We start from the raw sequence: 20,742 nt of genomic DNA on the forward strand, positions 1-20,742 counted from the left end.
GAATGGTCGGGCGGACGGGATGGGGAATCGTCCTCGCGGGCGGACCGCAAGGACGATTCTGCACCACCGGCCGGGATCCCTAGGAGTCGCTGGCGAACAGCCGCAGCACCGGGACCCCCACCTTGTGCCGGGCCTGGGAGGCCCAGTCGCGGTGGAAGAACTCCTCCACGAAGTGCGGTGAGGTGAGCACCACCACCTCGTCCGCGCGGTGCTCCTCGACCGCCGTCCGCAGCCGGTCCAGCGGCTTCTCCTCGACCAGCTCGCCGACCGCCTCGGCCCCGGCCGCGCGCAGGTGGCGCAGGCTGTGTTCGAGCGACTCGGTGGCCACGGTCGGCCCGGACTCGGACTCGTCGTGCTCGTGCACCACCTTGTCGAGGTGGCCGAGCGCCACGTCGTCCAGCGCCCGCAGCAGCTCGTCCTGCTTGCCGCGCGGCTGCATCAGGACGACGAAGGAGACCTTCTCGTCGCTGTGGAGCGTGGTGACGAGTTCCACGTCCGCGTCGGAGAGAGCCTTTTCGATCATCAGTACCGTCTTGAACACGTGAGTCCCTTCCAGTGGCCGGCCCCCGGGCCCCGGCATCGCATTAACGGGATCACGACCCGTCGGTCACGGGGTCGGCGGACGCAGGTAGCGGGTGAAGAGGAATCCTTTCTGCTCGATCAATGAGACCAGCCGCATCCGCTGCACGTCAGGCATTTGCGCATCGCGGATGATGCGCGGCGCGTCGCCGCCCGTGATCAGCGGAGCCAGCGACAGGCACAACTCGTCCAGCAGACCCGCCGCCGCCAGCTGTCCCAGCAGCCGCGGGCCGCCCTCGCTCAGCAACCGCGTCCAGCCCCGCTCCGCCAGCGCCGACACGCCCGCCCGCAGGTCCACCGACCCCTCCCCGGCGAGCACCAGGTCGGCCACCTCGGCGACCGCCCGGCGGCGCTCCTCGGGCGCGTCCGCGGTGGTGATCACCACCGTCCTGACCAGCGGGGCGGTGAACAGCGGCGCGGTCAGGTCCAGGGTCAGCGAGCGGCTCACGATCGCGATCGCCGGAGCCGGGGCCTGCCCGGCCGCCGCCCGCGCCGCCGCGAACTCGGCCCGGGCCCGGGCCGGCCGGTAGCCCTCCGCGCGGACCGTCTCCGCGCCCACCAGCACCACGTCCGACAGCGCGCGCAGCACACCGAAGATCCGCTTGTCGGCGTCCCCGGACAGGCCCTCCGAGAGGCCCTCCAGCCTCGCCCCGCCGTCCAGACCGGCCACCATGTTGGCGCGCAGCCAGGGCCGCCCCCGATTCACCTGGTCGGGGTACGCGTAGACGGCGGCGAGCGACTCCAGCGAGGCCGGGTCGGCGACCGGCTCGCCCAGCGGGCTGATCAACTGTTGCATGCCCTCAGTCTTCCACCGGCCGCCGTCCCGAGGCGCTCTGCACCAGGCGTACCCTCTACTAACGTGCCAGCAGCCCCCCGCCCCGACACCGCGACCGAGTCCATAGCCGCCGCGAGCGCGGCCGGCTCCCCGATCGCGCTCGCCGACCGCCGCCCCGTCGTGCCCGCCGAGCGGCTGGTCGCCGAGATGGTCCCGCCGCCCCGGTTCTCCGACGTGAGCTTCGGGACGTACATTCCGGACCCGAACCAGCCCAGCCAGTACGAGGCCGTCCAGGTCCTGGAGCAGTTCGCCACCACCCTCGGCGGGGGAAACGGTTCCGCGCCCAAGCGCAGCTGGTTCCGCCGCTCCGCCCCGGCGCCCACCGGCCCGGCCGGCGTGTACCTCGACGGCGGCTACGGCGTCGGCAAGACCCACCTGCTCGCCTCGCTCTGGCACGCCGCCCCCGGCCCCAAGGCCTTCGGCACCTTCGTCGAGCTGACCAACCTGGTCGGTGCGCTCGGCTTCCAGCAGGCCGTCCGGACCCTCTCCGAGCACACGCTGCTGTGCATCGACGAGTTCGAGCTCGACGACCCGGGCGACACCGTCCTGGTCTCCACGCTGCTCACCCGCCTCGTCGACAACGGCGTCAAGCTCTGCGCCACCTCGAACACCCTGCCAGAGAAGCTCGGCGAGGGCCGCTTCGCCGCCGCCGACTTCCTGCGCGAGATCCAGGGCCTGTCCGCGCACTTCCGCCCGATGCGGATCGACGGCCAGGACTACCGCCACCGCGGCCTCCCGGACGCCCCGCCGCCCTACCCCGACGCGGCCGTCGACGCCGTCGCCGCCCGCACCCCCGGCGCCTCCCTGGACGACTTCGACACCCTCCTCGCCCACCTCTCCGCCGTCCACCCCAGCCGCTACGGCGCGCTGCTCGACGACGTCACCGCCGTCTGCCTGCGCGGCGTCCGCCAGGTCGACGACCAGTCCACCGCCCTGCGCCTGGTCGTCCTCGCCGACCGCATGTACGACCGCGAGCTTCCCATCACCGCCTCCGGCCTCCCCTTCGACCAGGTCTTCCCCGACGACATGCTCCGCGGCGGCTACCGCAAGAAGTACCTCCGCGCCATCTCCCGCCTGGTCGCCCTCGCCCGCGACAGCGCGAAGACCTGACCCCGTAACCCCCGCCCCGGCCGGGCGTTGCTCCCTAGCGGAGCAGAGGGGGGCGCATGGCCGGTGGCGGGCCCGCAGCGGGCTACTCGATCGAGATCGAACCCGAGGTACGCGAGTGGCTGCGGCAGTGTCCGCTCCCCGAGTACCGTGCGGTCGAGCGCGCGGCGGATCGATTGGCCGAGGACGGTGAACTCCTGCCGTTCCCGCTCTCCAGCCACCTCGGCGGCGGACTGCGGGAACTGCGGGTCGGGCCGATGCGGATCACGTACTGGCTCGCACCCGGGCGGAGGGCTGTGCTGCTGACGGTCTTCCGTAAGACATAGGAACCGCGAAACGGATCAGGTCGAGCGGGCACGGCGGGCTCAGAAGGTGTGTGAGGCCGAGCATCTGCCCGCCGCCGACCACGACGTCTACGACCGGGAGGAGCAGCGGTGAGCAGCGGTTATCACACGCGGTGGGTCGTGCCGCCGGAGCATCGGGAGAGCGAGCAGTACCGGGCGGCCGGGCGGCGGATGGCGCTGGCCGAGGCCGTGTACGCCCGCCGATCCGCTCTCGGCTGGACGCTCGCCGAACTCGCGGAGCGGGCCGGGCTGGACGAGGCGACGGTCGAGAGCATCGAGGAGAGCGGTGTCGATCCGACCCTGCCGCTGATCGAACGCCTCGCCGCCGCGTTCGACTCGGTCGTCCGCATCGACCCGGCCCGCGAGCCCGCCATGAGGTTCGAGGGGCACGCGGCCTGAGGAAGCCGCACCGCTTGTCGGTGGTGGGTCGTACGGTGGACTCGTGCGACCCATCACGAGTATTGAGCGGTCAGTGACGCCCTTCGAGGTCGTCAGTCCCTTCCAGCCGAACGGGGACCAGCCGGCGGCGATCGCCGAGTTGGAGCGGCGGATCAAGGGCGGGGAGAAGGACGTCGTCCTGCTCGGTGCCACCGGTACCGGGAAGTCGGCCACCACGGCCTGGATGATCGAGCGGCTGCAGCGGCCCACCCTGGTGATGGCGCCGAACAAGACGCTGGCCGCCCAGCTGGCGAACGAGTTCCGCGAGCTGCTGCCGAACAACGCGGTCGAGTACTTCGTCTCGTACTACGACTACTACCAGCCCGAGGCGTACGTCCCGCAGACGGACACCTACATCGAGAAGGACTCCTCGATCAACGAGGAGGTCGAGCGGCTGCGGCACTCGGCGACCAACTCGCTGCTGACCAGGCGGGACGTGATCGTGGTCGCCTCCGTCTCCTGCATCTACGGCCTCGGCACCCCGCAGGAGTACGTGGACCGGATGGTCCCGCTCAAGGTCGGCGAGGAGATCGACCGGGACGTCCTGCTGCGCCGCTTCGTGGACATCCAGTACGCCCGCAACGACGTGGCGTTCACCCGTGGCACCTTCCGGGTCCGCGGCGACACCATCGAGATCTTCCCGGTCTACGAGGAGCTGGCCGTCCGGATCGAGATGTTCGGCGACGAGATCGAGGCGCTGTACACCCTGCACCCGCTCACCGGCGAGATCATCAGCCAGGACGAGTCGGTGTACGTCTTCCCCGCCTCGCACTACGTGGCCGGTCCGGAGCGCATGGAGCGGGCGATCACCGGCATCGAGAAGGAGCTGGAGGAGACGCTCGCCCGGCAGGAGAAGCAGGGCAAGCTGCTGGAGGCCCAGCGGCTGCGCATGCGCACCACCTACGACATCGAGATGCTGCGCCAGATCGGCACCTGCTCGGGCGTCGAGAACTACTCGATGCACTTCGACGGCCGCGAGCCCGGCTCCCCGCCGAACACCCTGCTCGACTACTTCCCGGAGGACTTCCTCCTGGTCATCGACGAGTCGCACGTCACCGTCCCGCAGATCGGCGCGATGTACGAGGGTGACGCCTCGCGCAAGCGCACCCTGGTGGAGCACGGCTTCCGGCTGCCCTCCGCGATGGACAACCGCCCGCTGAAGTGGGAGGAGTTCCTGGGGCGGATCGACCAGACGGTGTACCTGTCGGCGACGCCCGGCCCGTACGAGCTGTCCCGCGGCGACGGCCAGGTCGAGCAGATCATCCGCCCGACCGGTCTGATCGACCCGGAGGTGATCGTCAAGCCGACCGAGGGCCAGATCGACGACCTGGTGCACGAGGTCCGCACGCGGGTGGAGCGGGACGAGCGCGTCCTGGTGACCACGCTGACCAAGAAGATGGCCGAGGACCTCACCGACTACATGCTCGGCCTGGACATCCGGGTCCGGTACCTGCACAGCGACGTGGACACCCTGCGCCGGGTGGAGCTGCTGCGCGAGCTGCGCGCGGGCAGGTACGACGTGCTGGTCGGCATCAACCTGCTGCGCGAGGGCCTGGACCTGCCCGAGGTGTCGCTGGTGGCGATCCTGGACGCGGACAAGGAGGGCTTCCTGCGCTCCGGCACCTCGCTGATCCAGACGATCGGGCGGGCCGCCCGAAACGTCTCGGGCCAGGTGCACATGTACGCGGACCGGATCACCCCGTCGATGGAGAAGGCGATCGACGAGACCAACCGCCGCCGGGTCGTGCAGCAGGCGTACAACAAGAAGCACGGGATCGACCCGCAGCCGCTGCGGAAGAAGATCGGCGACATCCTGGACACCCTCGCCCGCGAGGACGTGGACACCGACGAGCTGCTCTCCACCGGCTACCGCGGGGCCGCCGGGAAGGGCAAGGCCCCGGTGCCGGCCCTGGGCATGGAGCGCAAGCAGGGCGAGAGCCTGCCGGCCGCCGAGCTGGCGGAGCTGATCCAGTCGATGACGGACCGGATGCACGCGGCCGCCGCCGACCTCCAGTTCGAGGTCGCGGCCCGGCTGCGCGACGAGGTGAAGGAGCTGAAGCGGGAGCTGCGCCAGATGCGGGAGGCCGGCGTGGCCTGAGCGGGGGCCGAGGGGGGCCGACGGGGGTCTGAGGCGGGTCGAGGCGGCCGCCGGGCCGGGCCGGTGTGACACCGGTCAAGCCCGGCGGTGTCTCAGCCTTGCCACAATGCGGCGACCGCCGGGAGGTGCGGGGTGCCGCAGGCCCTAGGCTGGCCTGCGGCATCGACCTCGGGACGGGGTGGTGCGACAGCAACAGGGGGCCTCAGCCGGGGGACGGCACGGGGTGTTCCACCGTGGCGCCGCGCGGGGAGCGACCGCGTGGCCGGGTAGAGAGGACAACGCCGTGTCGGTGAACCTTGCCAAGGGCCAGCGGGTCAGTCTCCAGAAGGGGCCGGGCGGCGCGTTGACCGTGGTCCGGATGGGCCTCGGCTGGCAGGCCGCGCCGAAGCGGGGCCTGTTCGGCAGCCGCACCAGGACGATCGACCTGGACGCGTCGGCGCTCCTGTACGCCGAGAAGACCCCGTCCGACGTGGTGTTCTTCCAGCACCTGGAGAGCACGGACGGTTCCGTCCGGCACACCGGGGACAACCTGGAGGGCGGCTCCGGCACGGAGGACGACGAGGCGATCCTGGTGGACCTGCTGCACGTGCCGGCGCACATCACCCAGGTGGTGTTCACGGTGAGCTCGTACACCGGGCAGACCTTCGCGGAGGTGCAGGGCGCCCACTGCCGGCTGGTGGACGAGACCACGGGCGAGGAGCTGGCCCGGTACGAGCTGGCCGGGGGAGGGCCGCACACCGGGCAGATCATGGCGAAGGTGTTCCGTGACGGGGCCGGCGGCTGGGAGATGCAGGCGATCGGCGCGCCGGCCAAGGGGCGGACCTTCCAGGACCTGCTGCCGGCGATCGAGCCGTACCTCTGACGGCATCCCGGACGGGCGCCCCGGACGTCATCCCTGACGGTTCTTTACCTTCTTTACCTTTACTTGGGCTTCCTGTTACTCTCGATGGCAGCGGAGGGGAGTATTCCCCCGCAGTTGTCCCCGTCATCACGGGCGCCCACGAGTGGCGCCCCGGGGCGCTGGTCCGTGCGGACGCCCCGAGAGCGGGCCCGACGGGCGGAAGAGACCTCCGGCAGTGACGATGACTGTCTCGCCTACCTGCCGGAGGAGCAGTAGTGGACGTTTCCGTAACCATGTGGATCACCACGATCGGTGTGCTGATCGCACTGATCGTGGCGGACTTCTTCATCGGAGGGCGCAAGCCGCACGAGGTCTCGATCAAGGAGGCCGGGATCTGGACCGCGGTCTGGATCGTGCTGGCGCTGATCTTCGGCGGGTTCCTCTGGTGGCACTCCGGCGCGCAGCCGGCCGGTGAGTTCTTCGCCGGTTACATCACCGAGAAGTCGCTCAGTGTCGACAACCTGTTCGTCTTCATCCTGATCATGGGCAAGTTCGCGGTGCCGAGGATCTACCAGCAGCGCGTGCTGATGTTCGGTGTGATCATCGCGCTGGTGCTGCGGGCGGTCTTCATCGCCGGCGGCGCGGCGCTGGTCACCCAGTTCTCCTGGGTGTTCTTCATCTTCGGCGCCTTCCTGATCTGGACCGCCTGGAAGCTGATCAAGGAGGCCCGGGCCGGCGAGGAGGAGGACGAGTTCGAGGAGAACCGCCTGCTCAAGTCGATCGAGCGGCGATTCCCGTCCACCGACACGTACCACGGCACGAAGTTGTTCATCCGGGAGAACGGCCGCCGGCTGATGACCCCGATGCTGATCGTGATGCTGGCGATCGGCACCACGGACGTGCTGTTCGCGCTGGACTCCATCCCGGCGATCTTCGGCCTGACCCAGGACCCGTACATCGTCTTCACCGCCAACGCCTTCGCCCTGATGGGCCTGCGTCAGCTGTACTTCCTGATCGGCGGCCTGCTGAAGAAGCTGGTCCACCTGTCGTACGGCCTGTCGGTGATCCTCGGCTTCATCGGTGTGAAGCTGGTGCTGCACGCGGCGCACGAGGCGGGCGCGAACGTGCCGGAGATCGGCATCCCGCTCTCGCTGGGCGTCATCGTGGTCGTGCTGGCCGTCACCACGGTGACCAGCCTGATCGCCTCGAAGAAGCAGGAGCGGGCCGAGCGCGAGGCCCAGAAGCTGGACGCCTGACCCCCGCGTGACGGCCGAGGCCCCCGCGACCCGGAAGGGGTCGCGGGGGCCTCGTCGTGCCCGGCGCCAGGTGCCCGGTGCCCGAAGGCCGAGGTCACCAGCCGCGCTCGCGCCACTCGTCGAGGTGCGGGCGCTCGGCGCCGAGGGTGGTGTCGCTGCCGTGGCCGGGGTAGACCCAGGCCTCGTCCGGCAGGACGTCGAAGATCTTCGCGTTGACGTCCCGGAAGAGGCTCGTGAAGGCCTCCGCATCGCCCCAGGTGTTGCCGACGCCGCCGGGGAAGAGGCAGTCGCCGGTGAAGACGTGCGGGTGGCCCTGCGGGTCGTCGTAGATCAGCACGATCGCGCCCGGGGTGTGCCCGACCAGGTGCCGGACGGTGAGTTCCACGTCGCCGACCCGCAGCTTGTCGCCGTCCGCGAGCAGCAGCTCGGTGGGCACGTCGACGCCCTCGGCGTCGTGCGCGCCGGCGGCGGTGCGAGCCCCCGTCACGGCGACCACCTCGGCGAGCGCGGCCCAGTGGTCGTGGTGCCGGTGGGTGGTGACGACGGTGGCGAGCTCGTCACCGACGGTCTCCAGCAGCACCGGGGCGTCGGCGGCCGCGTCGATCAGCAGTTGCTCGTCGGTGGCCCGGCAGCGCAGCAGGTAGGCGTTGTTGTCGTACGGGCCGACGGCCACCTTGGTGATGATCAGGTGCGCCAGCTCCCGCACGTCCGGCGGCCCGCCGACCTTGACCGCTCCGTGGTACGTCATGCGTCCGCTCCTCGTCCGGTGAAGGGGTTCAGGATCATCTTCGCGCCGTCAGCCCAGCGGGGGAAGCTGGGGGAGGGCGGTGTCGGGGGTGGTCCGCAGGCCGGCGCCGTCGGAGCGGCCGGAGAGCCAGGCGAGCAGGGAGCGGAGGGGGCCCTGGACGGTGAGGACGGGCTCGCCGGTGCCGATCAGTCCGATGTCCCCGGTGTCCTCGGCGACCAGCTCGACGCCGGGCAGGGCGGTGCCGTGCAGCTTGTTGGCGATCTTGTGGAACTCGGTGACGGCGAAGACCTCCGGCCAGTGCGCGGGGGTGTGACCGGCGTCCAGGTCGACGTGGTGGTACTCGACCTCGGCGAGGCGCTTCCACGGGAGGTCGTGGGCGGGGAAGACGTAGCCGGTGCGGTGGCGGACCTCGACCGTCCAGGCTTCGGCGGGCAGCAGCGCGGCGGCCGCGGCGAAGCGCTCGCGGGAGTCGCGCAGGTCGGCGAGCTGGACGTCCACCGGGCGGGGCGCACCCTCCTCGATCTGCCGGTCGCGGGCCTCGGTGCTGGCGTACTGCGGGATGTCGGTGCCGGTGCGGGCGCCGTCCAGCAGGTTGACCAGGGAGTCGGCGTTGCGGGCGAGGTGGGCCAGCACGTGACCGCGGGTCCAGCCGGGCAGGGCGGAGGGCTCGGCGACGGCCTCGGGCTTCAGCTCGGCGACGGTGTGCAGCAGGTGCCGGGTGCTCTCCTCGACCAGGGCCAGGTACTGCGCGGCGGCCTCGGCGGCGGTCTGCGGGTCGGTCATCGGATCGGCCTTCTGTGGGAGACGGCGCGTTGCCCGCGGGGGGCTCCGCTCGTTGACCAGCTGACGCTATCGCCGAATCCGACCGCTGAGCAGGGCCTTTTTCGGTCCGGGTACGGAGGGTTCGAGGGGCGCTCTCACTCGTTCGGGTGGACTCCGCTGGACACGGTCGATATTCGAACGTCTGAGCTAGTAGGCTGGCTGCCGCATCCTGGAAGAAGCACACATCTCCCCGCAAGTCCTCTCGCCCCGGAGAAAGGCGCCAGAAGCAGTGGCCGACCGCCTCATCGTCCGCGGTGCTCGCGAGCACAACCTCAAGAACGTCTCGCTCGACCTGCCCCGCGACTCCCTCATCGTCTTCACGGGCCTCTCCGGCTCCGGCAAGTCCTCGCTCGCCTTCGACACGATCTTCGCCGAGGGCCAGCGCCGCTACGTCGAGTCGCTGTCCTCCTACGCCCGCCAGTTCCTCGGGCAGATGGACAAGCCCGACGTGGACTTCATCGAAGGCCTCTCCCCGGCCGTCTCGATCGATCAGAAGTCCACCAACCGCAACCCCCGTTCGACCGTCGGCACGATCACCGAGGTCTACGACTACCTGCGCCTGCTGTTCGCCCGGATCGGCAAGCCGCACTGCCCGCACTGCGGCCGCCCGATCGCCAAGCAGTCGCCGCAGGCGATCGTCGACAAGGTGCTGGAGCTCGCCGAGGGCACCCGGTTCCAGGTGCTCAGCCCGGTGGTGCGCGAGCGCAAGGGCGAGTTCGTCGACCTCTTCGCCGACCTCCAGTCCAAGGGCTACTCGCGCGCCCGGGTGGACGGCGGGACGATCCAGCTCGCCGAGCCGCCGAAGCTCAAGAAGCAGGAGAAGCACACCGTCGAGGTGGTCATCGACCGCCTGACCGTCAAGGAGAGCGCCAAGCGGCGGCTCACCGACTCGGTGGAGACGGCCCTGCGGCTGTCCGGCGGCATGGTCGTGCTCGACTTCGTCGACCTCGCGGAGGACGACCCGGAGCGCGAGCGGATGTACTCCGAGCACCTCTACTGCCCGTACGACGACGTGTCGTTCGAGGAGCTGGAGCCGCGCTCGTTCTCCTTCAACTCGCCGTTCGGCGCCTGCCCGGACTGCTCGGGCCTGGGCAACCGGATGGAGGTCGACCCGGAGCTGGTCATCCCGGACCCGGAGCGCTCGCTGGAGGAGGGCGCGATCCACCCGTGGTCGGCGGGCCACGCCAAGGAGTACTTCCAGCGCCTGATCGACGCGCTCGCCGGGGAGCTGGGCTTCCGCACCGACATCCCGTGGGCCGGGCTGCCGGCCCGCGCCAAGAAGGCGCTGCTGTACGGGCACAAGCACCAGGTGCAGGTCAGCTACCGCAACCGCTTCGGGCGCGAGCGCTCGTACAGCACCGGCTTCGAGGGCGCCGTCCCGTTCATCCAGCGCCGGCACACCGAGGCGGAGAGCGACAGCAGCCGCGAGCGCTTCGAGGGCTACATGCGCGAGGTGCCCTGCCCGACGTGCGAGGGCACCCGGCTCAAGCCGGTGGTGCTCGCGGTCACCGTCGAGGAGAAGTCGATCGCGGACGTCTCGGCGATGTCGATCAGCGACTGCGCCGAGTTCCTGGGCGCGATGAAGCTGAACGACCGGGACAAGCAGATCGCCGAGCGCGTCCTCAAGGAGGTCAACGAGCGGCTGCGCTTCCTGGTCGACGTCGGCCTGGACTACCTCTCGCTGAACCGCGCGGCCGGCACCCTGTCCGGCGGCGAGGCCCAGCGCATCCGGCTGGCCACCCAGATCGGCTCCGGCCTGGTCGGCGTGCTGTACGTGCTGGACGAGCCGTCCATCGGCCTGCACCAGCGGGACAACCACCGGCTGATCGAGACGCTGGTGCGGCTGCGCGACATCGGCAACACGCTGATCGTGGTCGAGCACGACGAGGACACCATCAAGACGGCGGACTGGGTGGTCGACATCGGCCCGGGCGCCGGCGAGCACGGCGGCAAGGTGGTGCACTCCGGCTCGTTGAAGGGGCTGCTGTCCAACAAGGAGTCGCTGACCGGCCAGTACCTCTCCGGCAAGCGGTCCATCCCGATCCCGGCGGGCCGCCGCGACCGGGACAAGAAGCGCCAGCTGACCGTCCACGGCGCCCGCGAGCACAACCTCAAGGACGTCACGGTCGGCTTCCCGCTCGGCACCTTCACCGCGATCACCGGCGTCTCCGGCTCCGGCAAGTCGACGCTGGTCAACGACATCCTCTACACCCACCTCGCCCGGGAGCTGAACGGCGCCCGCAGCGTGCCCGGCCGGCACACCCGGATCACCGGCACCGACCTGGTGGACAAGGTGGTGCACGTCGACCAGTCGCCGATCGGGCGCACCCCGCGCTCCAACCCGGCCACCTACACCGGGGTGTTCGACCACGTGCGCCGGCTCTTCGCGGAGACGCAGGAGGCGAAGGTCCGCGGCTACCTGCCCGGCCGGTTCTCCTTCAACGTCAAGGGCGGCCGCTGCGAGAACTGCTCGGGCGACGGCACCATCAAGATCGAGATGAACTTCCTGCCGGACGTCTACGTGCCGTGCGAGGTCTGCCACGGCGCCCGGTACAACCGGGAGACGCTGGAGGTCCACTACAAGGGCAAGTCCATCTCCGAGGTGCTGGACATGCCGATCGAGGAGGCGCTGGCCTTCTTCGAGGCCGTCCCGGCGATCGCCCGGCACCTCAGGACGCTCAACGACGTCGGCCTCGGCTACGTCCGGCTCGGCCAGTCCGCGCCGACGCTGTCCGGCGGCGAGGCGCAGCGCGTCAAGCTCGCCTCCGAGCTGCAGAAGCGCTCCACCGGGCGGACGGTCTACGTGCTGGACGAGCCCACCACCGGCCTGCACTTCGAGGACATCAGCAAGCTGATCAAGGTGCTCAGCGGGCTGGTGGAGAAGGGCAACACGGTGATCGTCATCGAGCACAACCTCGATGTGATCAAGACCGCCGACTGGGTCGTCGACATGGGCCCCGAGGGCGGTTCCGGCGGCGGCATGGTGGTCGCCGAGGGCACCCCGGAGCAGATCGCCGCCGTCCCGGAGAGCCACACCGGCAAGTTCCTCCGGGACATCCTTCCGGGCGAGTTCGCGGACGCCCCGGTCGCCCCGGTGAAGAGGGCGCCGCGCAAGCGGGCCGCCGCGGCGAAGAAGTAGCGAAGAGGGAGCAGCGGCCCGCTCCGCCGCCCCACCCACGGGGGCGGCGGAGCGGGCGCCGCATAGACTTCCGAGGTCCCTCGTAGGAAGCCGAACCGCAGGAGCGCACCGATGTCAGAGGCCCCCGAGACCAGCCCCGCCACCTCCCGCCGCACCGTGCTCTGCGGCGCCGCCGCCGTACTGGCGGCCGGCGGCACCGTGGCGGTCGCCGGCTGCGGTCCCTCCTCGGGTTCCTCGGGCTCCTCCGGCGCCGGCAGCGCGGCCAAGACCCCGGTGGACCTCGGCCCGGCCTCGGAGGTGCCGGAGGGCGGCGGCAAGGTCTTCCGCAACCAGAAGATCGTCGTGACCCAGCCGACCGTGGGGGAGTACAAGGCCTTCAGCGCCGTCTGCACCCACGCCGGCTGCGTCGTCGACCAGGTGAAGAGCCAGCAGATCCAGTGCCCCTGCCACGGCAGCCGGTTCGCCATCGCCGACGGCGCCGTCCAGGACGGCCCGGCCCCCAGGCCGTTGCCCGCCTACGCCGTCACGGTCGACGGCGGGAACCTCAAGGTGACCCCGAGCTGAAGCAGTTGATCTCCACCCAGTCGATCTCGGCCCAGTCGGTCCCCGCCCGGTTGATCTCCCCTTCGCGGCCCCGGCTCCACTCGGTACGGTGGACCCATGGCTGACCCGAGCACCTACCGCCCGGCGCCGGGCGCGATCCCGACCTCACCGGGCGTCTACAAGTTCCGTGACGCCCACGGGCGGGTCATCTACGTCGGCAAGGCCAAGAGCCTGCGGCCGCGCCTGTCGTCCTACTTCCAGGACCTGGCCGGCCTGCACCCGCGCACCGCGACCATGGTCACCACCGCGGCCTCGGTGGAGTGGACGGTGGTGGCCACCGAGGTCGAGGCGCTCCAGCTGGAGTACTCCTGGATCAAGGAGTTCGACCCGCGGTTCAACGTCAAGTACCGCGACGACAAGAGCTATCCGGAACTCGCCGTCACCCTCAACGAGGAGTACCCGCGGGTCCAGGTGATGCGCGGGGCGCACAAGAAGGGCGTGCGCTACTTCGGCCCGTACGGGCACGCCTGGGCGATCCGCGAGACGGTCGACCTGCTGCTGCGCGTCTTCCCCGTCCGCACCTGCTCCAACGGCGTGTTCAAGCGCGCCCGGCAGGTCGGCCGGCCCTGCCTGCTCGGCTACATCGGCAAGTGCGCCGCGCCCTGCGTCGGCAAGGTCTCGCCGGAGGAACACCGGGCGCTGGCCGAGGACTTCTGCGACTTCATGGCCGGGCGCACCGGCAACTACCTGCGCCGGCTGGAAGAGCAGATGCGGGAGGCCGCCGAGGAGATGGAGTACGAGAAGGCGGCCCGGCTGCGGGACGACATCGGCGCCCTCAAGCGCGCGATGGAGAAGAACGCCATCGTGCTCGCCGACGCCACCGACGCCGACCTGCTGGCCGTCGCCGAGGACGAACTGGAGGCCGCCGTCCAGATCTTCCACGTCCGCGGCGGCCGGGTGCGCGGCCAGCGCGGCTGGGTCACCGACAAGGTCGAGGACGTCGACACCGCCGGCCTGGTCGAGCACGCCCTCCAGCAGCTCTACGGCGGCGCCGGCCCGGACGAGCGCAACGAGACCGTCCCGCGCGAGGTGCTCGTCCCCGCGCTGCCCGAGCCGTCCGGTCCGGTCCGGGACTGGCTGAGCGGCCTGCGCGGCAGCCAGGTCGACCTGCGGATCCCGCAACGCGGCGACAAGAAGGACCTGATGGCCACCGTGCAGCGCAACGCCCAGCAGGCGCTGGCACTGCACAAGACCAAGCGCGCCTCCGACCTCACCACCCGCAGCCGCGCCCTGCAGGAGATCGCCGACGCGCTGGAGCTGGACTCGGTGCCGCTGCGCATCGAGTGCTTCGACATCTCCCACCTCCAGGGCGAGGACGTGGTCGCCTCGATGGTCGTCTTCGAGGACGGCCTGGCCCGCAAGAGCGAGTACCGGCGCTTCCAGATCAAGGGCTTCGAGGGCCAGGACGACGTCCGCTCGATGCACGAGGTGATCGGCCGGCGCTTCCGCCGCTACCTCCAGGAGCGCGAGCAGACCGGCGAGTGGGTCGTCCCCGAGGCCGACGACCCGGGCGCCGCCGCCGACGGCACCGGGGCCCCGGCCGGCCCGATCGACCCGGAGACGGGCCGCCCGCGCCGCTTCGCCTACCCGCCCCAACTGCTGGTCGTGGACGGCGGCCAGCCGCAGGTCGCCGCCGCCAAGCGCGCCCTGGACGAACTCGGCATCGACGACGTCGCGCTGTGCGGCCTGGCCAAGCGGCTGGAGGAGGTCTGGCTGCCCGGCGAGGACGACCCGGTCGTGCTGCCGCGCTCCAGCGAGGGCCTCTACCTGCTCCAGCGGGTCCGCGACGAGGCCCACCGCTTCGCGATCACCTACCAGCGCAGCAAGCGTTCCAAGCGACTCACCGCCGGGGAACTGGACTCCGTCCCGGGCCTCGGCGAGACTCGCCGCCAGGCGCTGCTCAAGCACTTCGGCTCGCTGAAGAGGCTCCGGGCCGCCACCGTCGACGAACTCTGCGCCGTACCCGGCATCGGACGCCGCACGGCGGAGACTGTTGCGGCGGCGTTGTCCTCCCGTACACCCGTCGCACCAGCGGTGAACACCGCTACCGGCGAGATCATCGAGGACGGGGCCGAACCGGCCGCCGAGCCGGTGGCCGCAGCATCCCAGACCGCACCATCCCAGGAGACGCCATGACGGCCGACGCCGACCGTCAGACGACGCGCCCAGCCCCCGCCCGCCTGTCCGGGCAGGGGAAGGGTGGTCGCGCCGTGCGCGTTCTCCCCAGCAGAAAGACCGAGAGCGGGGAACCGAAGTGACCGTGTCAGACGTGGCCGAGAACGCGCCGGAGCTGGTGATCATCTCCGGCATGTCCGGAGCCGGCCGCTCCACCGCCGCGAAGTGCCTGGAGGACCTGGGCTGGTTCGTGGTGGACAACCTGCCACCGGCCCTGATCCCGACCATGGTCGACCTGGGCGCCCGCTCCCAGGGCAACGTCGCCCGGATCGGCGTGGTCGTGGACGTCCGGGGCCGCCAGTTCTTCGACGACCTGCTCACCTCCCTCGACGAGTTGGAGAAGCGCGGCGTCCGGCTCAGCGTGGTCTTCCTGGACTCCTCCGACGACGCGCTGGTCCGCCGCTTCGAGAGCGTGCGCCGCCCGCACCCGCTGCAGGCCGACGGCCGGATCGTCGACGGCATCGCCCAGGAGCGCGACCTGCTGCGCGACCTGCGCGGCGAGGCCGACCTGGTGATCGACACCTCCAACCTCAACGTGCACCAGCTGCGCGCCAAGCTGGACGCCCAGTTCGCCGACCACGACGAGCCCGAGCTGCGCGCCACCGTGATGTCCTTCGGCTTCAAGTACGGCCTGCCGGTCGACGCCGACCTGGTCGTGGACTGCCGCTTCCTGCCCAACCCGCACTGGGTGCCCGAGCTGCGCGCCCGTACCGGCACCGACGCGGACGTCGCCGACTACGTGTTCCAGCAGCCCGGCGCCAACGAGTTCCTGGACGGCTACGCCGATCTCCTGCGCATCATCACCGAGGGGTACCGCCGCGAGGGGAAGCGCTACATGACGCTTGCCGTAGGCTGCACCGGTGGCAAGCACCGCAGCGTCGCGATGTCCGAGCGCCTGACCAAGCGTCTCATCGCCGACGGAGTGGAGACGGTGCTCGTCCACCGTGACATGGGACGGGAGTGACCGCCGCCTCCTAGCCGGGCCGCCGGCGGGGCCGGTGGCCGCGGCGAGGAACGCGAGGTGAGTGTGGCGGGATATGTGCCCGGGCGGCAGCCGCAGAACAGGAGTGCCGACCGGGCGGGTGGCCCGGCCCGGCCGCCGGTCCCGAGCCGGCCGCGCAGCAGCCCCGCCCGGGCCAACCCGGCCCCCCGGATCACCGCGCTCGGCGGCGGCCAGGGCCTGTCCGCCTCGCTCTCCGCGCTGCGCCGGCTCACCAGCGACCTGACCGCCGTGGTCACCGTCGCCGACGACGGCGGCTCCAGCGGCCGGCTCCGCACCGAGCTGGGCGTGCTGCCCCCCGGCGACCTGCGCAAGGCGCTGGCCGCGCTGTGCGGGGACGACGACTGGGGGCGCACCTGGTCCGAGGTGATCCAGCAGCGCTTCACCGGCACCGGTGAGCTGGGCGGCCACGCGGTCGGCAACCTGCTGATCGTCGCGCTCTGGGAGAAGCTCGGCGACCCGGTGGCCGCCCTGGACTGGGTCGGCCGGCTGCTGAACGTCCAGGGTCGGGTGCTGCCGATGTCGGCGGTGCCGCTGGACATCGAGGCGACCGTGCGCGGCCACGACCCGGAGCGCCCCGGCGAGCTGTCGGCCGTCCGCGGCCAGGCCGACGTCGCGGTCACGCCCGGCACCGTGCAGTCGATCCGGCTGCTGCCGGACGGGCCGCCGGCCGTCCCGGAGGCGGTCACCGCCGTCCGGGAGGCGGACTGGGTGGTGCTCGGGCCCGGCTCCTGGTTCACCAGCGTGCTGCCGCACCTGCTGGTGCCGGAGCTGGCCAAGGCGCTCACCGAGACCCGCGCCCGCCGCCTGCTCACCCTGAACCTGGCCCCGCAGCCCGGCGAGACCGAGGGCTTCACCCCGCAGCGCCACCTGGAGGTCATCGCCGACCACGCCCCGGGCCTCGCGGTGGATGCGATCCTGGTGGACGAGCGGGCCGTCACCGGCGGCGCCTTCGGCCAGGCGGACCTGGCCGGTCTGGAGAAGGCCGCCGAGCGGATGGGCGCAGCCCTGGTCCTCGGCAGGGTGGCCCGCACCGACGGCACCCCGCGACACGACCCGGAGCTGTTGGCCGCCGCGTACGACCGGATTTTCCGGACACATGGAAGGATCGGGCCATGGCGATGACTCCAGCGGTGAAGGACGAGATCAGCCGGCTCCCGGTCACCAGGGCCTGCTGCCGCAAGGCGGAGGTGTCGGCGATCCTGCGGTTCGCGGGCGGGCTGCACATCGTGAGCGGCCGGATCGTGATCGAGGCGGAGCTGGACACCGGCGCGGCGGCGCGGCGGCTGCGCAAGGACCTGCTGGAGATCTTCGGACACTCCTCCGACCTCGTGGTGATGGCCCCCGGCGGACTGCGGCGTGGCAGCCGCTTCGTCGTCCGGGTGGTCAAGGACGGCGAACTGCTCGCGCGCCAGACCGGCCTCGTGGACGGCCGGGGCCGGCCGATCCGGGGGCTGCCCCCGGCGGTCGTCTCCGGGGCCACCTGCGACGCCGAGGCGGCCTGGCGCGGGGCCTTCCTGGCGCACGGCTCGCTCACCGAGCCGGGCCGCTCCTCCTCGCTGGAGATCACCTGCCCCGGCTCCGAGGCCGCCCTCGCCCTGGTCGGCGCGGCCCGTCGGCTCGGCATCCCGGCCAAGGCCCGTGAGGTGCGCGGCGTGGACCGGGTGGTGATCCGCGACGGCGACGCGATCGGCGCGCTGCTGACCCGGCTCGGCGCGCACGAGTCGGTGCTCGCCTGGGAGGAGCGCCGGATGCGGCGCGAGGTCCGGGCCACCGCCAACCGCCTGGCCAACTTCGACGACGCCAACCTGCGCCGCTCGGCCCGCGCCGCGGTGGCGGCCGGCGCCCGGGTGGCGCGGGCGCTGGAGATCCTCGGCGAGGAGGTGCCCGAGCACCTGGCCGCGGCCGGCCAGCTGCGGATGCAGCACAAGCAGGCCTCGCTGGAGGAGCTGGGCGCGCTCGCCGACCCGCCGCTGACCAAGGACGCGGTGGCCGGCCGGATCCGCCGCCTGCTGGCGATGGCGGACAAGCGCGCCTCCGAGCTCGGCCTGCCGAGCACCGAGGCCAACCTCACCGACGAGATGGCGATGAACTGACCGCACCAAGTGGCTGTTCCGCGGCCGGTGTCCGGATTCCGGGCACCGGCCGTCGCCGTGTCCGGACGGGATACCCGGACGCGCCCGGTGTGCGCAAATTGGTAGAGACCACTGGCCGGGACCAACTGCCCTGACCGCCAAGGACGGTCGGCCTGATTTCGCGCCACGCCAGGTCGTCGCACGTGGCGCGATGTGCCCTCCCAGGCCTGGGAGGGGTAGGGTCATAGGCGGTCGGGGACTTCCCAAATCTCACCCCCGTCGGCTTAGCTCCGGCGTACCTAACGAGGAGATCGGTTCGTGACGATCCGGGTAGGCATCAACGGATTCGGCCGCATCGGCCGCAACTTCTTCCGCGCGGTCAAGGCGCAGGGCGCGGACATCGAGATCGTCGGTGTCAACGACCTCACTGACACGAAGACCCTGGCTCACCTGCTCAAGTACGACACCACCCTGGGCACCTTCCCGGGCGAGGTCTCGCACACCGAGGACAGCATCACCGTCGACGGCAAGACCTTCCAGGTCAGCGCCGAGCGTGACCCCGCCAACCTGCCGTGGGCCGCCCTGGGCGCCGACATCGTCGTCGAGTCCACCGGCATCTTCACCAAGGCCGAGGCCGCGAAGAAGCACCTCGCCGCCGGCGCGAAGAAGGTCATCATCTCGGCGCCCGCGAGCGACGAGGACGTCACCATCGTCCTGGGCGTCAACGAGGACAAGTACGACGCCGCCAACCACTCGATCATCTCCAACGCCTCCTGCACCACCAACTGCGTGGCGCCGATGGCCAAGGTGCTGCACGAGAACTTCGGCATCGTCAAGGGCCTGATGACGACCGTCCACGCGTTCACCAACGACCAGGTGACCCTGGACTTCCCGCACAAGGACCTGCGCCGCGCCCGTGCCGCGTCGCAGAACATCATCCCGACCTCGACCGGTGCCGCCAAGGCGACCGCCCTGGTCCTGCCGGAGCTGAAGGGCAAGCTGGACGGCACCTCGCTGCGCGTCCCGGTCCCGACCGGCTCCATCACCGACCTGGTCGTCACCCTGGAGCGCGAGGTGACCAAGGACGAGGTCAACGCCGCCTTCCAGAAGGCCTCGCAGGAGGGCCCGCTCAAGGGCATCCTGACCTACACCGAGGACCCGATCGTCTCCTCGGACATCGTCAACGACCCGGCCTCCTGCATCTTCGACTCCCAGCTCACCATGGTCCAGGGCAACCAGGTCAAGGTGCTCGGCTGGTACGACAACGAGTGGGGCTACTCGAACCGCCTCGTCAACCTGACCTCCCTCGTCGGCGGCCAGCTCTGACGCAGCGGGAGCTGACGTGATGTAGGGGCGAGGGCCCGGCTGGCGCACTGTGCCGACCGGGCCCTCGCTCTGCGCACCAGGACTTTCCCAGGCGGCCCCTGCGCCGTGCCGCCTCTGCGCATCAACCATCTCCCCAGGAGAGCCAATCCCCGTGAAGACCATCGAAGACCTCGACGTCGCCGGCAAGCGCGTGTTCGTCCGTGCCGACCTGAACGTCCCGCTGGACGGCACCACGATCACCGACGACGGCCGGATCCGCGCCGTCGCCCCGACCATCGCCAAGCTCGTCGAGCGCGGCGCCCGGGTCGTCGTCGCCTCCCACCTCGGCCGCCCGAAGGGTGCGCCGGACCCGACGTTCTCGCTGGCCCCGGCGGCCGTGCGCCTCGGCGAGATCCTCGGCAAGAACGTCGCCTTCGCCACCGACACCGTGGGCGAGAGCGCCGCGTCCACCGTGGCCGCGCTGGGCGACGGCGAGGTCGCGCTGCTGGAGAACCTGCGCTTCAACGCCGGCGAGACCAGCAAGGACGACGCCGAGCGCAAGGCCTTCGCCGAGCAGCTGGCCGCCCTCGCGGACCTGTACGTCGGCGACGGCTTCGGCGCCGTGCACCGCAAGCACGCCTCGGTCTACGACCTGCCCGGCCTGCTGCCGCACGCGGCCGGCGACCTGATCGCCACCGAGGTCGGTGTGCTCAAGAAGCTCACCGAGGAGGTCGCGCGCCCGTACGTGGTCGTGCTCGGCGGTGCCAAGGTCTCCGACAAGCTCGGCGTGATCGACAACCTGCTGAAGAAGGCCGACCGGATCCTGATCGGCGGCGGCATGGCGTACACCTTCCTCAAGGCCAAGGGCCACGAGGTCGGCATCTCGCTGCTGCAGGAGGACCAGATCCCGGTCGTCCTGGACTACCTGGAGCGCGCCGAGGCGACGGGCGTCGAGTTCGTCCTGCCGGTGGACGTCCTGGTGTCGGCGGAGTTCCCCGACCTCAAGACCAAGGCCCCGGCCAACCCCTCGCTCGTCGCCGCGGACGCGATCCCGGCCGACCAGGAGGGCCTGGACATCGGCCCGAAGACCCGCGAGCTGTACGCGGCGAAGCTGGCCGACGCGGGCACCGTGTTCTGGAACGGCCCGATGGGTGTCTTCGAGCACCCGGACTACGCGAACGGCACCAAGGCCGTGGCCCAGGCGCTGCTCGACAGCGACGCGTTCACCGTGGTCGGTGGCGGCGACTCCGCCGCGGCCGTCCGCATCCTGGGCTTCGACGAGAACGCATTCGGACACATCTCGACCGGCGGTGGCGCCAGCCTCGAGTACCTGGAGGGCAAGACCCTCCCCGGTCTCGCCGCCCTGGAAGGCTGAAA

At 71.2% G+C, this 20,742-nt stretch carries 18 protein-coding genes; 14 read left to right on the forward strand and 4 right to left on the reverse strand.

The features are described from left to right. Positions 1-79 precede the first annotated feature (79 nt). Positions 80-541 carry an indole-3-glycerol phosphate synthase gene (locus ACFWPT_RS11885; protein WP_107452931.1) on the reverse strand — a complete coding sequence of 154 codons (462 nt, stop codon included), beginning with the start codon at positions 539-541 and terminating at the stop codon, positions 80-82. 66 nt (positions 542-607) lie between these two features. Continuing rightward, positions 608-1,375 carry a pyrimidine reductase family protein gene (locus ACFWPT_RS11890; RefSeq protein WP_380427841.1) on the reverse strand — a complete coding sequence of 256 codons (768 nt, stop codon included), beginning with the start codon at positions 1,373-1,375 and terminating at the stop codon, positions 608-610. 102 nt (positions 1,376-1,477) lie between these two features. Here ACFWPT_RS11890 and zapE point away from each other — a divergent pair, with 102 nt between their 5' ends. From zapE to ACFWPT_RS11920, 6 genes are all read left to right on the forward strand, one after another. Next, positions 1,478-2,524, forward strand: a complete 1,047-nt coding sequence (gene zapE, locus ACFWPT_RS11895) for a cell division protein ZapE (protein ID WP_063351439.1) — start codon at positions 1,478-1,480, stop codon at positions 2,522-2,524. Positions 2,525-2,580: 56 nt separating this feature from the next. Continuing rightward, entirely contained in the window at positions 2,581-2,847 is a 267-nt protein-coding gene (locus ACFWPT_RS11900; protein WP_380376804.1) for a type II toxin-antitoxin system RelE/ParE family toxin, read from the forward strand. 138 nt (positions 2,848-2,985) lie between these two features. Continuing rightward, positions 2,986-3,264 carry a helix-turn-helix domain-containing protein gene (locus ACFWPT_RS11905; protein WP_380481440.1) on the forward strand — a complete coding sequence of 93 codons (279 nt, stop codon included), beginning with the start codon at positions 2,986-2,988 and terminating at the stop codon, positions 3,262-3,264. 43 nt (positions 3,265-3,307) lie between these two features. Then, positions 3,308-5,401: an excinuclease ABC subunit UvrB gene (gene uvrB, locus ACFWPT_RS11910; RefSeq protein ID WP_063349496.1), complete on the forward strand. Its 2,094-nt coding sequence runs from the start codon at positions 3,308-3,310 to the stop codon at positions 5,399-5,401. 283 nt (positions 5,402-5,684) lie between these two features. Then, a complete protein-coding gene (locus tag ACFWPT_RS11915) occupies positions 5,685-6,263 on the forward strand; it encodes a TerD family protein (protein ID WP_063349497.1) in 579 nt (192 codons plus the stop codon). 254 nt (positions 6,264-6,517) lie between these two features. Continuing rightward, positions 6,518-7,498 (forward strand): TerC family protein, encoded by a 981-nt coding sequence (locus tag ACFWPT_RS11920; RefSeq protein WP_363368878.1) that lies wholly within the window; start codon positions 6,518-6,520, stop codon positions 7,496-7,498. Between the two features lie 94 nt (positions 7,499-7,592). Here the strand turns inward: ACFWPT_RS11920 and ACFWPT_RS11925 are convergent, their stop codons facing one another. Together ACFWPT_RS11925 and ACFWPT_RS11930 are read right to left on the reverse strand one after the other, a co-directional pair. Beyond that, on the reverse strand, positions 7,593-8,246 hold the full coding sequence (locus ACFWPT_RS11925) for an MBL fold metallo-hydrolase (protein WP_063349499.1): 654 nt from the start codon (positions 8,244-8,246) through the stop codon (positions 7,593-7,595). A gap of 48 nt (positions 8,247-8,294) precedes the next feature. Further along, the gene (locus ACFWPT_RS11930) at positions 8,295-9,029 is read right to left on the reverse strand and encodes a maleylpyruvate isomerase family mycothiol-dependent enzyme (RefSeq protein ID WP_063349500.1); all 735 of its coding nucleotides are present in this window, start codon (positions 9,027-9,029) and stop codon (positions 8,295-8,297) included. A gap of 268 nt (positions 9,030-9,297) precedes the next feature. Here ACFWPT_RS11930 and uvrA point away from each other — a divergent pair, with 268 nt between their 5' ends. The 8 genes from uvrA to ACFWPT_RS11970 all read left to right on the forward strand — a co-directional run bounded on the left by uvrA (position 9,298) and on the right by ACFWPT_RS11970 (position 20,740). Next, the gene (uvrA, locus tag ACFWPT_RS11935) at positions 9,298-12,207 is read left to right on the forward strand and encodes an excinuclease ABC subunit UvrA (RefSeq protein ID WP_380375186.1); all 2,910 of its coding nucleotides are present in this window, start codon (positions 9,298-9,300) and stop codon (positions 12,205-12,207) included. A 111-nt stretch (positions 12,208-12,318) separates the two neighbouring features. Continuing rightward, on the forward strand, positions 12,319-12,771 hold the full coding sequence (locus tag ACFWPT_RS11940; protein ID WP_380481443.1) for a Rieske (2Fe-2S) protein: 453 nt from the start codon (positions 12,319-12,321) through the stop codon (positions 12,769-12,771). Between the two features lie 96 nt (positions 12,772-12,867). Continuing rightward, a complete protein-coding gene (gene uvrC, locus ACFWPT_RS11945; RefSeq protein ID WP_380375183.1) occupies positions 12,868-14,946 on the forward strand; it encodes an excinuclease ABC subunit UvrC in 2,079 nt (692 codons plus the stop codon). Positions 14,947-15,064: 118 nt separating this feature from the next. Beyond that, entirely contained in the window at positions 15,065-15,949 is an 885-nt protein-coding gene (gene rapZ, locus ACFWPT_RS11950) for an RNase adapter RapZ (protein WP_380343832.1), read from the forward strand. 63 nt (positions 15,950-16,012) lie between these two features. After that, positions 16,013-17,110, forward strand: a complete 1,098-nt coding sequence (yvcK, locus tag ACFWPT_RS11955) for a uridine diphosphate-N-acetylglucosamine-binding protein YvcK (protein ID WP_079136331.1) — start codon at positions 16,013-16,015, stop codon at positions 17,108-17,110. Further along, positions 17,101-18,081, forward strand: a complete 981-nt coding sequence (whiA, locus tag ACFWPT_RS11960; RefSeq protein ID WP_063349505.1) for a DNA-binding protein WhiA — start codon at positions 17,101-17,103, stop codon at positions 18,079-18,081. Before yvcK ends, whiA begins: the two co-directional genes overlap by 10 nt. Before the next feature lie 297 nt (positions 18,082-18,378). Then, on the forward strand, positions 18,379-19,386 hold the full coding sequence (gene gap, locus ACFWPT_RS11965) for a type I glyceraldehyde-3-phosphate dehydrogenase (protein ID WP_063349506.1): 1,008 nt from the start codon (positions 18,379-18,381) through the stop codon (positions 19,384-19,386). Positions 19,387-19,537: 151 nt separating this feature from the next. After that, on the forward strand, positions 19,538-20,740 hold the full coding sequence (locus ACFWPT_RS11970) for a phosphoglycerate kinase (protein ID WP_380481445.1): 1,203 nt from the start codon (positions 19,538-19,540) through the stop codon (positions 20,738-20,740). The last annotated feature ends 2 nt before the right edge of the window (positions 20,741-20,742 follow it).

Origin of the sequence: Kitasatospora sp. NPDC058478 (assembly GCF_042720345.1) — a bacterium.
Lineage (GTDB): Bacteria > Actinomycetota > Actinomycetes > Streptomycetales > Streptomycetaceae > Kitasatospora.

What these genes read in the sequence shown, in the direction of transcription:
- ACFWPT_RS11890 (WP_380427841.1), bottom strand. Translation starts at nt 1,375, where the DNA reads ATGCAACAGTTGATCAGCCCGCTGGGCGAGCCGGTCGCCGACCCGGCC.
- ACFWPT_RS11925 (WP_063349499.1), bottom strand. Translation starts at nt 8,246, where the DNA reads ATGACGTACCACGGAGCGGTCAAGGTCGGCGGGCCGCCGGACGTGCGG.
- ACFWPT_RS11940 (WP_380481443.1), top strand. Translation starts at nt 12,319, where the DNA reads ATGTCAGAGGCCCCCGAGACCAGCCCCGCCACCTCCCGCCGCACCGTG.
- whiA (WP_063349505.1), top strand. Translation starts at nt 17,101, where the DNA reads ATGGCGATGACTCCAGCGGTGAAGGACGAGATCAGCCGGCTCCCGGTC.
- ACFWPT_RS11930 (WP_063349500.1), bottom strand. Translation starts at nt 9,029, where the DNA reads ATGACCGACCCGCAGACCGCCGCCGAGGCCGCCGCGCAGTACCTGGCC.
- uvrC (WP_380375183.1), top strand. Translation starts at nt 12,868, where the DNA reads ATGGCTGACCCGAGCACCTACCGCCCGGCGCCGGGCGCGATCCCGACC.
- ACFWPT_RS11900 (WP_380376804.1), top strand. Translation starts at nt 2,581, where the DNA reads ATGGCCGGTGGCGGGCCCGCAGCGGGCTACTCGATCGAGATCGAACCC.